This window comes from Stenotrophomonas sp. MYb238, assembly GCF_009496535.1.
Lineage (GTDB): Bacteria > Pseudomonadota > Gammaproteobacteria > Xanthomonadales > Xanthomonadaceae > Stenotrophomonas.
Genome location: NZ_WIDL01000011.1, coordinates 62,145 through 75,437, shown reverse-complemented (window position 1 = coordinate 75,437; position 13,293 = coordinate 62,145). Strand labels below are relative to the sequence as shown.

12 protein-coding genes are annotated in these 13,293 nt (G+C 70.5%); 7 read left to right on the top strand and 5 right to left on the bottom strand.

What is annotated here, in order from left to right:
* Window positions 1-31: 31 nt before the first annotated feature.
* From CQ393_RS09305 to CQ393_RS09285, 5 genes are all read right to left on the bottom strand, one after another.
* Window positions 32-910, bottom strand: a complete 879-nt coding sequence (locus CQ393_RS09305) for a farnesyl diphosphate synthase (RefSeq protein WP_153191277.1) — start codon at window positions 908-910, stop codon at window positions 32-34.
* The gene (locus CQ393_RS09300) at window positions 900-1,160 is read right to left on the bottom strand and encodes an exodeoxyribonuclease VII small subunit (RefSeq protein ID WP_153191276.1); all 261 of its coding nucleotides are present in this window, start codon (window positions 1,158-1,160) and stop codon (window positions 900-902) included. The genes CQ393_RS09305 and CQ393_RS09300 overlap by 11 nt, the downstream gene beginning before the upstream one ends.
* Before the next feature lie 32 nt (window positions 1,161-1,192).
* Window positions 1,193-2,485: a tRNA lysidine(34) synthetase TilS gene (gene tilS / locus CQ393_RS09295; protein ID WP_153191275.1), complete on the bottom strand. Its 1,293-nt coding sequence runs from the start codon at window positions 2,483-2,485 to the stop codon at window positions 1,193-1,195.
* Between the two features lie 502 nt (window positions 2,486-2,987).
* On the bottom strand, window positions 2,988-3,236 hold the full coding sequence (locus tag CQ393_RS09290) for a hypothetical protein (RefSeq protein ID WP_153191274.1): 249 nt from the start codon (window positions 3,234-3,236) through the stop codon (window positions 2,988-2,990).
* Entirely contained in the window at window positions 3,233-4,930 is a 1,698-nt protein-coding gene (locus CQ393_RS09285; protein ID WP_153191325.1) for an alkaline phosphatase, read from the bottom strand. Before CQ393_RS09285 ends, CQ393_RS09290 begins: the two co-directional genes overlap by 4 nt.
* 148 nt (window positions 4,931-5,078) lie before the next feature.
* Here CQ393_RS09285 and CQ393_RS09280 point away from each other — a divergent pair, with 148 nt between their 5' ends.
* From CQ393_RS09280 to CQ393_RS09250, 7 genes are all read left to right on the top strand, one after another.
* Window positions 5,079-6,389 carry a dicarboxylate/amino acid:cation symporter gene (locus CQ393_RS09280; RefSeq protein WP_153191273.1) on the top strand — a complete coding sequence of 437 codons (1,311 nt, stop codon included), beginning with the start codon at window positions 5,079-5,081 and terminating at the stop codon, window positions 6,387-6,389.
* A gap of 34 nt (window positions 6,390-6,423) precedes the next feature.
* On the top strand, window positions 6,424-7,161 hold the full coding sequence (locus tag CQ393_RS09275; RefSeq protein ID WP_153191272.1) for a hypothetical protein: 738 nt from the start codon (window positions 6,424-6,426) through the stop codon (window positions 7,159-7,161).
* A 111-nt stretch (window positions 7,162-7,272) separates the two neighbouring features.
* Window positions 7,273-8,640 carry a pitrilysin family protein gene (locus tag CQ393_RS09270; protein ID WP_153191271.1) on the top strand — a complete coding sequence of 456 codons (1,368 nt, stop codon included), beginning with the start codon at window positions 7,273-7,275 and terminating at the stop codon, window positions 8,638-8,640.
* A 10-nt stretch (window positions 8,641-8,650) separates the two neighbouring features.
* Window positions 8,651-10,072, top strand: coding sequence for a pitrilysin family protein (locus CQ393_RS09265; protein WP_153191270.1), 1,422 nt, complete (start codon window positions 8,651-8,653; stop codon window positions 10,070-10,072).
* A 401-nt stretch (window positions 10,073-10,473) separates the two neighbouring features.
* The gene (locus tag CQ393_RS09260; RefSeq protein WP_153191269.1) at window positions 10,474-11,007 is read left to right on the top strand and encodes a hypothetical protein; all 534 of its coding nucleotides are present in this window, start codon (window positions 10,474-10,476) and stop codon (window positions 11,005-11,007) included.
* Between the two features lie 2 nt (window positions 11,008-11,009).
* Entirely contained in the window at window positions 11,010-11,645 is a 636-nt protein-coding gene (locus CQ393_RS09255) for a hypothetical protein (protein WP_153191268.1), read from the top strand.
* 47 nt (window positions 11,646-11,692) lie between these two features.
* Window positions 11,693-13,186 carry an adhesin gene (locus CQ393_RS09250; RefSeq protein ID WP_153191267.1) on the top strand — a complete coding sequence of 498 codons (1,494 nt, stop codon included), beginning with the start codon at window positions 11,693-11,695 and terminating at the stop codon, window positions 13,184-13,186.
* Window positions 13,187-13,293: the final 107 nt, after the last annotated feature.

Sequence of the window (13,293 nt, the reverse complement as noted above, 5' to 3'; positions counted from 1 at the left end):
GCAAAGGTGCATTCCTGCGGGAGCAGGGGCGTCAATGCGTGCGGCGGATCGCCAGTTCGGCCAATGTCGCCAGCGCCCCGGCGCGCGTGCCGAACGGCGCCAGCGCGTCGCGCATGTCGACGGCCAGCGCTTCCAGCCGCGCCTTGGCCCCGTCCATGCCCAGCAGCGCCGGGAAGGTGGATTTGTCCTGCGCCGCGTCCTTGCCGGCGGTCTTGCCCAGCTGCTCGGAACTGGCCTCGACATCGAGGATGTCGTCGCGCACCTGGAAGGCCAGGCCGAGCGCGGCGGCGAAGCCGTCCAGCCGCGCCAGTTCGGCGTCGCCGGCGCCGCCGCACAGCGCGCCCATGCGCACCGCCGCGCGGATCAGCGCGGCGGTCTTGAGCGCGTGCATGCGTTCAAGGCCGGACAGCGGTTGCTGGCGGCCGGTAGCGTCGATGTCCAGCGCCTGCCCGCCGCACATGCCGGCCGCGCCGGAAGCGGCCGCCAGGGTGCGCAGGCAGGCCACGGCCAGCGCCGGCGGCAGCGGCGCTCCGGCGAGCAGTTCGAAGGCGCGAGTCTGCAGCGCGTCGCCGGCCAGGATCGCGGTGGCCTCGTCGAAGGCGACGTGGGTGGTGGGGCGGCCGCGGCGCAGGTCGTCGTCGTCCATCGCCGGCAGGTCATCGTGCACCAGCGAATAGGCGTGGACCAGTTCGACCGCGCTGGCCGGCGCATCGAGCTGTGCCGGGTCGGCGCCGAACAGGTGGCCGGCGGCGCGCACCAGCAGCGGCCGCATGCGCTTGCCGCCGCCCAGCGCGGCGTAGCGCATGGCCTGGTGCAGGCGCTGCGGCGCGGTGTCGGGGTCGGGCAATGCGGCCTGCAGGTGCTGCTCGGTGCGTTCGATCCAGCCGGCGAACAGGGCCTCAGTCGACATCGCCGGCCTGTTGGAACGGTTCGGATTTCTCCGGCTGCGCCGGATCGGTGAGCAGCCGCACGCGCAGTTCGGCCTGTTCCAGCGCCTGCTGGCATTGCCGGTACAGGCCGACGCCGCGTTCGTAGGCGCTCAGCGACTGCTCCAGGCTGAGCTCGCCGGTTTCCATCTTCTCCACCAGTTGCTCAAGTTCTTCCAGCGAATGCTCGAAGCGGGCGACCGGGGAGGCCTCGTTGGGGGACTTCTTGGACATGGCGGGAAGTGTGAGCGGCGGGCGGGAAAGGGTCAATTCGTGTGGCCCGGCGCCTGCCAGCGCAGTTGCGCGCCGCGGGCCTGCAGCCACTCCCGCAGCGGCGCGGCGACGATGCGGTCGCCGGCGGCGAGCACCTGCGCGGCGTCGCACAGCAACGGCAGGTGCGGGCGCAGCCACGGCGCGATGTCCGCGGCCTGCAGCCGGTGCTTGAGCAGGTGCGAATGCGTGCGGCCGGGCAGGCGGATGCGTTCGCCGCCCTGGCGCTGGCGTACCTGCAGCGGCGCGTCGAAGGCGGGCGCGCCGCGCAGCGCCAGCACACCGCCATCGGGCAGCGGCAGCGGCGCGCGGCCGTCCCATGCGGCCTGCCAGCCGCTGGGCCAGGGGCGCAGTCCGGCGACGGCATGCAGGCGGTCGCGCCAACGCACGATGCGCGCATCGCGCCAGCGGAATTCCGCCTGCCGGTCGTGGCCGGCGCCCAGCAGGTCGTGCCGGATGCGCGCCACGCCGTTGCCCGGCAGCGGCGGCAGGCCGCGTTGCCGCGCCCACAGGCGCAGCACGCGGGCGCAGGCCGGCTCCGGCAATGCCGACAGCGCGGCGGCCGACAGCGCGCCGTCGCCATCGTCGCAGGCCTGCAGCCACTGTTCGTCCTGCGCCTGCAGCAGTGCCGCGGTCTCGCCGGCGAGCGCGGCGCTGCGTGCGAACTGGGCGGCCGCGTCGGGCCAGCGCGTGGCCAGCAACGGCATCACCGCGTTGCGCAGGAAATTGCGGTCGAAGGCGTCTTCGCCGTTGCTGGGATCCTCGATCCAGCGCAGGCCGTGCTGGCGCGCATGCGCTTCCAGCGCGGCGCGCGGGGCGTGCAGCAGCGGCCGCCACAGTTGCCCGCCGGCGAAGGCGCGGCGCGCGCGCATCGCCGCCAGTCCGTCCACGCCGGAACCGCGCAGGGCGCGCAGCAGGAAGGTTTCGGCCTGGTCGTCGCGATGATGCGCCAGCGCCAGCCATTCGCCCGGCCGCAGCAGCTCGGCGAACGCGGCATGGCGGGCGTGGCGCGCGGCGGCCTCCGGGCCTTCGCCGGTTCCGGCGTCCACCCGTACGCGCACGATCTGCAGTGGCACCTGCCATTGATCGCAGACCTGCTGGCAGTGCGCGGCCCAGTCGTCGGCGGCCGGCTGCAGCCCATGGTGCACGTGCACGGCGCGCAGGCCGCGTTCGCGCGCCGTCGGGGCGTTCGCCAGCAGGTGCAGCAGCACGGTCGAGTCCAGCCCGCCGCTGAAACCGGCCATTACCGGCGCGGCGACGTCAGTCAGCGGTGGCAGGCACGATTCCATCGCCGCATTGTAGGAGCGGCTTCAGCCGCGAGGAGCATGCAGGCGGATTCTTCTTCCCCGCATCGGCGGCCAAGGTGGGGCAAGTAACCCCCTTCTTCCATGCGTTCCTGGCGCGCCGAAGCTGCGGAGGGGCAAGCCCCTCCGTTACGGGGAATCTGGCAACACGTTGCCCTGCCGATCGATACGCAAACGCGTGCCGCCGACGATGCCGGCATGGCCGTCGGCGTCGGGCGTGCTTTCGCGGCAGCCGTTGCAGACCTCGGCGCTGCCGTGCTGGAACGGGAAGCCCCAGTCGAAACGCGCGGCGAAGGCCGGCTGCAGGCGAGTGTCGTGAGCCGATCCGGCCGTCCATCCGGCGCCTGGACCAGGCAGTCGGCGAAGTAGTCCGGGCCGTTGTCGTAGGTGATCACCGGCAGGTAGGCGCCGTCGCGGCGCACGTAGTAGTACTGCCGGCCGGCCTGCAGCGCGGCCAGCCCGTTTTCATGACGCACATCCCTGTGCGTCACCCTTCGGGCGGCTTCGCAGTGAAAAACGGCCGTCCTGCGGTTTTTTCATCGAGCCGAAGCCGCGCCAGTGCCCCGGCGCCGATGGCGAGCGTGCCCGGCGCGGTCTGCCAGCAGCCGGACAGTATCTCGAAGCGGTCGGTGTCGCGGCGATGGCAGCGTTCTCTGGCGCAGGCCCGGGCGGGCAGCAGGGCCAGCGACAGCAGTGGCGCCGCCGGCCCGGACGCATGCCGCCGCGCGTGGCTCACGGCGCCTTGCGTTCGAACTTCGCCGGCTGCGGCAGTTCCACCGGCACGCCCTGCGCGTCGCAGGTGCCCTGCGCGCACAGGCGCTCGCGCAGGCGCGGAGTGGCCTGCACGATCAGGTGGTAGATCGTGTTCTGCTCCAGCGTGCCGCGCACCGCCACGCTGCCCGGGCCGCGCGCCCAGATGCCGACGTCCTCGCCGCCGTGCGATTCGGCCTTGGCCGGGACCAGCGCTTCCTGCATGTAGTCCGGGTGCTCGGTGTCGACGTGGGTCAGGTCCGGGCGGCCCTGCGCCGGCTCGTAGCTGCTGGGCGTGTGCGGGTAGGTCTTGGGGCCGGCCGGCTGGCGGTTGCTGGCGCCGGTGTAGCCCGGGCCGTTGGCGTAGCTGAGCGTGGTGTAGGGCAGGCCGGTGGCGTCGCGGGCCAGGTCCAGGCCGCCGGCGCCGTCCTCGCCGCCCTTGTCCTTGACCTTGCCCAGGATCGGGTTGCCGCGCGCCGGATAGCCGACGAAGTTGAGCGTATGCGAGTGGTCGGCGGTGACGATGATCAGGGTGTCCTCGGTCGAGGTCGCCTCCACCGCCGCGCGCACCGCGTCGGACATGGCGATGGTGTCGCCCAGCGCGCGCGCGGCGTTGCCGCTGTGGTTGGCGTGGTCGATGCGCGCGCCTTCCACCATCAGCACGTAGCCTTCCGGATGCCTGGACAGGTTGGCGATGGCGGCGCGGGTCAGCTCGGCCAGCGACGGTTCGCCGGCCGGGTCCCTGGTGCGGTCCTGCTCGTACTGCATGTGGTCGGGCTCGAACAGGCCCAGCAGCGCCGGCGCGCCGGCCGCGGCCTTGAGCTGTTCGGCGTTCCACACGTAGGCGCCCTGCGGATGCGCGGCCTGCCATTCGGCCACCAGGTTGCGGCCGTCCAGGCGCAGGCCGACCTTGTCGGCGTATTCCGGGTCCTGCTCGTTGACGGTGGTGAACTGGCCGCGGCCGCCGCCCAGGGCCACCAGCGGGCCGCGCCCGTAGCGGGAGGTCGACAGCAGCTGCTGGGCGATGTCCCGGCAGCCGGCGGCGCGCGCGCTTTCGGGCAGGTCGGTGTCGTTCTCCCAGTTGCGGTCGGGCGAATGGGCGTACGTCGCGGCCGGGGTGGCGTGGGTCAGGCGCGCGGTGGAGACCACGCCGGTGGCCATGCCGGCGCTGTCGGCCAGCTGCAGCCAGGTCAGGGCGTGCTTGCCCAGGCTGTCGGCGCAGTCGCTGCGGCTGCCGGCGCTGACGCCGATGGCGCCCATGTGGGTCTTCACGCCGGTGGTGATGGCGGTCATGGTGCCGGCCGAATCGGGCGTCTGCGAGTCGGTGTTGTAGGTCTTGCTGAAGGCGGTGGCCGGGAAGCGCTCCCAGGACAGCAGGTTCTCCTCGCCCGGGCTGCCGTGGCGCTGGCCCTCCAGGATGCGCGCGGCGGCCACCGTGGTCAGGCTCATGCCGTCGCCCAGGAACAGGATCACGTTCTTCGCCCTGCCGGCCATCGCGCCGTTGGCGGCGGCCTGCGCGGCGCCGTTGCGGTACCACCATTGCGGGGTCTCGCCCTGCGGGTGGCTGACCGCCGGTACCTCGACGGCGAAGGCCTGCGGCGCCCTGGGGGCGGCGGTGCTGGCGCAGGCGCCGAGCAGCAGGGTGGACAGGGCGGCGAGCAGGGGTGTGGCGTGGCGCATGCGATCGACCATGAATCCGGAACAGGCGGCCATTATGACGATCCCGAAAAGGCATGCCGATGACACGCAGCTTTTCCGCACGGGGATCGTGCCGTCACCGGGCTTGCGCTATCGTGCCGGTCCCTGAAAACGTTCCCGGATCCCCTCTATGAAGCTGGTTTCTGCCTGGTTGCGGATTCCGTTCTGGCAGCGCGTGGCTGGCGGCTTCGTGCTCGGCGCGCTCGCCGGCTGGGTGCTGGGTCCGCTCGCCGACACCTGGTTCGGCCCGCTGGGCGAGCTGTACGTCACCCTGATCAAGATGATCGCCGTGCCGCTGGTGTTCTTCGCGGTGATCAGCGCCATCGGCTCGCTGCACGGGCAGAAGTCGGTGGCCGCGCTGGGGGGACGCACCTTCCTGTGGTTCATCGTCACCGCCGCGCTGGCGGTGTGCGTCGGCCTGGGCGTGGGCACGCTGATGCAGCCGGGCACCGGCGGGCTGAGCCTGGCGATGGACGGCGCCTATACCCCGCGCGACGTGCCGTCGGTGGCCAAGGTGCTGATGGACGTGGTGCCGGCCAACGTGTTCTACGCGCTGACCGGCATCGGCACGGCGGTCAACGCCGCCGGCGAGACCGTGCTGGCGGCCGGGCGCGGCTCGATCCTGCCGGTGATCTTCTTCGCCGGCCTGCTCGGCTTTGCGATGGTCAAGCTCGGCGACAAGGTGGGCGAGGCGCGCAAGCTGGCCGGGCAGATGAGCGAGGTCATGATCCAGGTCACCCGCTTCGTGCTGGAGATGACCCCGCTGGGCACCTTCGGCCTGATCGCCGGCCTGGTCGGTAGCTACGGCTTCGAGAAGCTGCTGCCGCTGGGCAGCTTCGTGCTGGCGCTGTACGTGGCCTGCGCGCTGCACATCCTGGTGGTCTACAGCGGCCTGCTGCTGGCGCACGGGCTGAACCCGGTCAAGTTCTTCCGCGGCGCCGCGCCGGGCATGCAGGTGGCGTTCGTGGCCTCCTCGAGCTTTGCGGCGATGCCGGTGGCGATGCGTTCGATCACCGCCAACCTCGGCGTCAACAAGGACTACGCTTCCTTCGCCGTGCCGCTGGGCGCGAGCATCAAGATGGACGGCTGCGGCGCGATCTACCCGGCGCTGTGCGCGGTGTTCATCGCCCAGTACACCGGCGTGCCGCTGACGCCGGAGCAGTACGTGGTAGTGCTGATCGCCTCGGTGCTGGGCAGCTTCGGCACCGCCGGCGTGCCGGGCACGGCGGTGGTGATGGCCACCGTGGTGCTGAGCGCGGCCAACCTGCCGCTGGAAACCATCGGCTACCTGTACGCCATCGACCGCGTGCTGGACATGATGCGCACCATGACCAACGTCACCGGGCAGATGGTGGTGCCGGTGATCGTGGCCAAGGAAACCGGGCTGCTGGACCGGCAGGTCTACGACGCTCCGGTGCACGCCGGCGTCGGGGTGGACTGACCGCAGGGCTGCTTCTCATCCGCAGGGGATGGCCATGGGAACACCGCTGAATCTGACCCGGGTCGCCGTGTGGAGCACGCTGCTGGGTCTGGCCGGCGCTGCTGTTGTGGGTATTGGCGGCCGTGGTTCTCCTGCTCCCGTCGACCTCGATGCGGCGCCGTGGATCGAGTTTCCGCGTAGTGGAATGGATGCGTCGGAGTTGCCCACCCGCCAAGTGGTCAATTGGGGGGATTGGAGTCAGGCAGGGCGCTCCGAGGCGCTTGCCTGGCAATGCGGTAATCCGGAACGAAACGATTTTCGCGGCAACAAGGAACGCTATGTCGCACGCATCGGCAAGGATGCGTGGGGGCCGACGTGGAAGATCGTCATCGATGTGGAGCGGGATCACGTCGATATCGCATGGAGTCACGGCGGCGCCATCCCGCCACCGCCCCCTCCCTCCGCGGGCAAGATCGTCGCTGCGCGGTCTGGCGACCTTGTCGTTCCCGTCGCCCATGTGCGGAAGTCACGCATCGAGCTGGAAAAAATCAGGAAACTCTGGAGTGATGAAGCACTCTGGCATGCGCCTCAGGATGCGGCTGCCTTTGCTTGCCTCGATGGGAATCCGGTATTTCTTGAAGCCTGCGTCAATGGCCGCTATGCGGCACGCAGCCGTAATTGCAATGCGCAGGCAGAAAATGCCACGACCATGCTCTGGCGCGCTTTCAACGAGTTGTTGCCGCAGCCACCGGAGCCGCAGTGGCGGGAGAGCGCGGGATTGTTGAACCGCTGAACCGAGCGACTATCGCAGGGGTGTCGGAAGTCCTGTGGATATCCCAATTACCCCCGGCGCATCATAGCGGCGGCCGTCCGGCCTGCCCATGACAACGAAAGGAGTCGCTCCATGATGCTGCAACGCATGCTCCTGCTGGCCGGCTGCGCGCTGGCCGGCACGGCGGCTGCCGCCGACGCCGACCAGTGGCGGGGGCCGGTGGCGGTCGAGAAACTCGACAACGGCCTGACCGTGGTGGTGTCCGAGGACCACAGCGCGCCGGTGGTCGGCATCAGCGTGGTCTACCACGTCGGGATGCGCCTGGAGCCGCGCAACCGCACCGGCTTTGCGCACCTGTTCGAGCACCTGATGTTCCAGGGCACGCCGCAGGCGCGCAAGGGCGTGTTCGACAGCGTGATCACCGGCGGCGGCGGCCGCAACAACGGCTCCACCCGCGCCGACTTCACCAACTACATCGAGACCGCGCCGGTATCGGCGCTGGAGCCGATGCTGTGGCTGGAAGCGGACCGCATGCGCACGCTGGACTTCAACCCGGAGACGCTGAGGAACCAGCAGGACGTGGTCAAGGAGGAGATCCGCAACAACGTGCAGAACCAGCCCTACGGCGGGTTCATGTGGATCGACATCGGCCAGCACGCGTTCTCCAAGTGGGAGAACAACCACGACGGCTACGGCAGCTTCCACGACCTGGAGAACGCCAGCCTCGACGACGTGCGCGGTTTCCACCGCGATTTCTACGGCCCCAACAACGCGGTGCTGTCCATCGCCGGCGACGTCACCCCGGAGCAGGGCTTCGCCCTGGCCAGACGCTACTTCGGCGACATCCCGGCGCGGCCGACGCCGCCGCGCCCGGACTACGCCGAAGGGCTGAACACGAAGGAGATCCGCCTGCAGCAGTCCGACGCGCTGGCGCAGGTGCCGGCGCTGGCGGTGGGCTGGATGATGCCCGACCGCGGCAGCCGCGACCAGGCGCCGATGGCGGTGCTGGGCGCGCTGCTGGCCGAAGGCGATGCCTCGCGCCTGCACCAGGGACTGGTCAAGGGCCGCCAGCTGGCCTTGAACGTCGAGTCGCTCTACGGCCTGACCAGCGCCTGGGAATACGACGGCCCGACCCTGTTCGTGGTGTTCGCGATGTACAAGCCCGACCACGATGCCGACGCGGTGCTGTCCGGCATCGACGCGGAAATCGCCCGGGTCGCCAGCGAAGGCGTGGACGCGGCCACCCTGGCGCGGGTCAAGACCCAGCTGCTGGCGCAGTGGTACGACGGCCTGGAGATGTTCCTGGATCGCGCCGACGCCCTGGCCAAGCTGCAGACCCTGTGGGGTGACGCCAACGTGGTCAACCGGATCCCGGGCTGGATCGAGGCGGTCGACGCCGCCGACGTGCAGCGCGCCGCGCGCACCTACCTGACCACCGCCAACCGCACCGTCATCGACCGCAAGCCGGCGGCGATGCTGGCCCCCGCCGAGCAGAAGTGAGGACACCGCCATGATCAAGACAATGCCGTGCCTGCTCGCGATGGGCCTGGCCCTTTCGCTCGCCTCCGCTGGCGCCAATGCCGCCACACCGGCGCTGCCCGCCGGCCTGCCGGGTTATGCGGCCGACAAGCCGCTGCCGGTGCCGGACATCTCGCGCAAAACGCTGGGCAACGGCCTGGAGGTCTGGGTCGTGCCGCGCGACGGACTGCCGCGCGTGGACTACGTGCTGGCCATGCGCGACGCCGGGCTGGCCGCCGATGCCGCCGCCACGCCCGGTTTCGCCAGCGTGCTGGCGCAGCTGCTCACCGCGGGCACCGCGGCGCGCGACGCGCGCCAGATCGCCGAGCTGGCCCAGGGCATGGGCGGCAGCGTCGGCGCCAGTGCCAGCGTCGACGGCGTGCTGGTCAGCGGCCAGGCGCTGGCCTCGCAGGCCAAGCCGATGCTGGCCCTGCTCGCCGAGGTCGCGCGCACGCCGTCCTTCGCCGACGACGAGGTGGAGCTGGCCCGCGCCAACGCCGCCGAGGAACTGAAGGCGGCTGAAGCGCAGCCGGGTTTCCGCGCCTCGCGCGCGCTGCTGCAGGCGGTCTACGGCGACCATCCGTATGCGCGCACGCAACTGGACCACGCCACCTTGCCGGCACTGACCCCGGCGGCGCTGAAACACGAACACGCGCGCCGCTTCCGTCCGGGACATGGCCTGCTGGTGATCACCGGCAAGATCGATGCGGCCACCGCCTTCGCCGAGGCCGAACGTGCCTTCGGCGACTGGCAGGGGCAGGGCGAGGCGGTGGCGGACACGGCGCCGGCACCGCGGCAGGCGGCGGCCAAACGCACGATCCTGCCGCGGCCGGGCAGCGTGCAGTCCACCTTCCGGATCGGCCGCCCGGCCATCGCCGCCACCGACCCGGACTACGTGCCTTTGCAGTTGGCCAGCACCGTGCTGGGCAGCGGCATCAGCAGCCGCCTCAACCAGAACCTGCGCGAGGAAAAGGGCTACACCTATGGTGCCGGCGCACGATTGGCGGCGCTGCGTGCCGGCGGCAACCTGGTGGCATCGGCCGACGTGCGCAACGAGGTCACCGGCGCGTCCTTGAAGGAGTTCTTCGGGGAATTCGATCGCCTGGGCAAGGAGCCGGTGCCGGCCGCGGAACTGGAGTCGACCAAGCGCTACGTCGCCGGCGGCTACCTGATCGGCAACCAGCTGCAGGGCACGGTGGCCGCGACCCTTGCGACCAACTGGCTGGCCGGGTTGCCGGCCGAGTTCCTGGGCCAGTACGTGGGCCGGATCCGCGCGGTCGATGCGGCGCAACTGCAGGCGGTGGCCGCGCGCTACTACGCGCCGGACGCGCAGTCGGTGATCGTGGTCGGCGACCGCGACGCGGTGGCGCCGCAGCTGGCGCCGTTCGGCACCTTCGGCGTCGAGGAACGCTGAAGCCGCCGTCTCCGGGCCGGAGCGTTTCCGGCCCGGAGCGCGGCGGCATCGATGGCCCGCCCGCATTGGCATGCGCCGCTCGGCGCGCCGTCTCCCGCATGGATCGAGGAACAGGGCCGCTGCCGCGGCGCCGGCAGGACGCGTCTGCCCGTCCGCTTCCCGCCGAAGCGACGCGGTGTAACACGCTGTAGCGCCCCCTGTAAACGGACCGTTACACCGCGGCGCGATGCCCCGGCGGTGCGTCGCCACCTGTTCCGGCCGCCCGTGGCGCGCGTTGTGGGGTGTAACGCGCGATACAGACACGACATCCGGGTTTCACATGCAACCCATTGTACCGAAAGGGAAAATAGACCTGGCATGGATGCTGCTCCGACTCCCGCGTTGACCGGGGAGGCAGGGCGATGGCTGGTAGGACCTCATATCCGTTTCCGATCCTGATCGGATTGCTGCTGACGCTGGGCGCCAGCGGCATCGCCCAGGCCTCGGGCGCGCGCCAGGGCGTGAAGGCGCGCCCGGGCGAGATCGTCCTGCTGCGCGACGTTCCCGCGCGTCCGGCATACCGCATGCACCCGCCGGGAATGGCGCTGATCGTCGATCCGTCGCCACGCCGGGAACTGGCCGCCGCGCTGGGAGGCGGCGACGGCATCGACGAACTGGACGAAGACGCCTATGCGTCCATCGACTCGGCGATGGAACGGCCAGCGTCCGCGCATGCCGGGCAGACCACGGTCGAACGCGTCACCAGCGGCATGGTCGGCACGACGCTGGGCCATGCCATGGGCGAGGGCGGCATGCTGTCCGGCGCCCAGCTCGCGCGCACCATCGGCGGACCGATGGGCGCGGTCGGCGGGGCCACCCGCGGCATCGGCGACCAGGTGCGCGGGGCGCTGGCGCAGTTCCCACTCGGCCAGCCGGCCGCGCCGGGAGGCCGCTGAACATGAGCGCGCGCGCTCCCGCCGGTCGCCTGCCGCTGCTGTTCGTGCTGCTGTCGGGCAGCGCCGCGGCCTGGGCGCAGCAGGCCGATCCCTACGCGCCGATGCTGACCTACCTGCAGAGCAGCCGCATCGACGGCAACGCGCTGGCCGGCAGCCAGGGGGCGATCCGCATCAACCAGGCGGCGGGCGATCTCAATCTGCAGGCCAACCTGCACAGCGTGGCGGTCGGACGCCGTGCCGATGCCGGCATCCACGCGCGCCAAGCGCAGGCCGACAGCCAGGCCACCGCGCCGTTGGCCGCATCGGCCAGCATCGGCGGCAATGCGCTGGCCGGCGCCGGCGGCGTCGTTTCGATCAACCAGGCCAGTGGCGGCGGCAATGCGGAGCTCAACTCCGTGGCCGTTTCGCTGGCCGCACAGGGCATACGCGAAGCGGGGGACGAAGCGATGGCCTCGCCGTCCGCGTTCGCGTCGGCAGGGGAGCGGTTCGTTGCCGGCGATCCACGCGCCATCCGCAAGGTGGCGGTGGAGGCAACCGCGTTGCGCGGCTTCGGTGGTGTGCTGCAACTCAATCAGATCGCGGGATCAGGCAATGCCGTGGAAAACCGGATCGGCATTTCCGTGCAAGGCATCCCGTAAACAAGGTTCCATCCACCCGATGCATCAGAAAACCTGAAGAGGGCACCATGAAAGCGAATGTCAAATGGACGGTACTCGCCATGGCGGTTGCCGCGCTGGTCGCCAGCACCGCAGCCAATGCGGCCGACGACGACCAGAACGCCAGCGCCGACATCGATCACCAGCACAACGTGACCGAAACCCGTACCAACACGAACACCAATACCAATACCAACACCAATACGAACAACGACACCAACACCCGCACGAACACCAGCACCAATACCAGTACCAACACCAGCACCAGCGACATCCGCAACAACACCCAGAACACCACGGTCGATACCGACGTGGACCTGAAGCTGGATGCCGCCGCGACGCTGCGCTACCTGGATTCGCGCTCCAACACCGAGGTGCGCGAGGACGTGCAGAGGACGTCCAGCGTCAGTTCCGACGAGCGCAGGGAGAAGAACAACCACGGCGTGGACGTGAACCTGGAGAAGGACCTGCGCCTGGGCTCGGACATCCAGTTCTCCGGCGACCCGACCATCAGCGGCGACATCACCATCGATTCGGCGGCCATCGCCGTGGTCGACAACCGCCAGTCGATCTCCGGCAACAACGCCGAGAACGGCCTGCTGGAGAACTCGGCGTCCATCGCCGACGACGTGGGCTCCAACGCCTCGGGCAACCTGGGCTTCAACGCCGCCGCCGGCGACAACAACGCCCAGGACAATGCCGCCTCGCTCTCCGCGGCCGATGCGTCCTTCAGCTTCGGCATGGCCGACGCCGAGGTATTCGTCAACCAGAGCGGCATGAACAACATGACGATGAACCACGGCGTGACCAACGACGCGGGCATCGGCGGCAACGCCTTCGCCAACGCCGCCGGCAACATCGGCGTCAACGTCACCTCGGGCAACAACAACGAGCAGAAGAACGCGCTCGCCGCCTCCGTGGCCACCTCCGCCTACGCGCAGTCGAGCATCAGTTCCAACCAGGTCTCCACCGGCAACAACGTGGAGAACAACGGGTACTACGACTACGTGGTGAACACCTACGCGCTCAGCCTGGGCGGCAGGGTTGCAGGCACCACCCGCGGCAGCGGGACCGGCAGCTACAACGGCACCGGCAATTCCTACCAGAAGACCAACTTCTACCCGGACAACTGGACCGGCGACACGCATCCGGCCGGCGACCAGACCGGGCACAGCGACTGGGACTTCCAGACCCAGGGCGCCGTGGCCAACCCCAACCGTCCGGGCGTGGGCGGCATGGCCTGGGATACGGATGAGCACGGCAACCTGTCGTTCTCGGAAATGGGCACCGCCGATCTGGTGGCGAGCCTGAGCGGCCAGGTGGTGGACGTGGACTGGATCGCGGTCAATGCCACCAACACCGCCAGCCTGTCCGGCAGCGCCTTCAGCGGGGCGTCGGGCAACATCGGCGTGAACGTCTCCGCCGGCACCGGCAACCTGCAGGCCAACAGCCTGGCGCTCGCGGTGGCGCAGCCCTCCACCGGCGGCGGTGGCGGAGGCGGTGGCGGCGAAGGCGGCCAGTGACAGTCGCGGTCCGCCGGTGAGCGGCGGGCCCTGACGCAAGCGGTACGCCCGGCCATCCGCCAATGACCGGGCGATCCCGGGAGCCCTTGTCCCCGTACCCCTCGCGG

Coding starts and splice junctions, on each gene's coding strand:
- CQ393_RS09260 (WP_153191269.1), top strand. CDS start 10,474: ATGGCTGGTAGGACCTCATATCCGTTTCCGATCCTGATCGGATTGCTG.
- CQ393_RS09265 (WP_153191270.1), top strand. CDS start 8,651: ATGATCAAGACAATGCCGTGCCTGCTCGCGATGGGCCTGGCCCTTTCG.
- CQ393_RS09285 (WP_153191325.1), bottom strand. CDS start 4,930: ATGCGCCACGCCACACCCCTGCTCGCCGCCCTGTCCACCCTGCTGCTC.
- CQ393_RS09255 (WP_153191268.1), top strand. CDS start 11,010: ATGAGCGCGCGCGCTCCCGCCGGTCGCCTGCCGCTGCTGTTCGTGCTG.
- CQ393_RS09275 (WP_153191272.1), top strand. CDS start 6,424: ATGGGAACACCGCTGAATCTGACCCGGGTCGCCGTGTGGAGCACGCTG.
- CQ393_RS09250 (WP_153191267.1), top strand. CDS start 11,693: ATGAAAGCGAATGTCAAATGGACGGTACTCGCCATGGCGGTTGCCGCG.
- CQ393_RS09300 (WP_153191276.1), bottom strand. CDS start 1,160: ATGTCCAAGAAGTCCCCCAACGAGGCCTCCCCGGTCGCCCGCTTCGAG.
- CQ393_RS09280 (WP_153191273.1), top strand. CDS start 5,079: ATGAAGCTGGTTTCTGCCTGGTTGCGGATTCCGTTCTGGCAGCGCGTG.
- tilS (WP_153191275.1), bottom strand. CDS start 2,485: ATGGAATCGTGCCTGCCACCGCTGACTGACGTCGCCGCGCCGGTAATG.
- CQ393_RS09270 (WP_153191271.1), top strand. CDS start 7,273: ATGATGCTGCAACGCATGCTCCTGCTGGCCGGCTGCGCGCTGGCCGGC.
- CQ393_RS09305 (WP_153191277.1), bottom strand. CDS start 910: ATGTCGACTGAGGCCCTGTTCGCCGGCTGGATCGAACGCACCGAGCAG.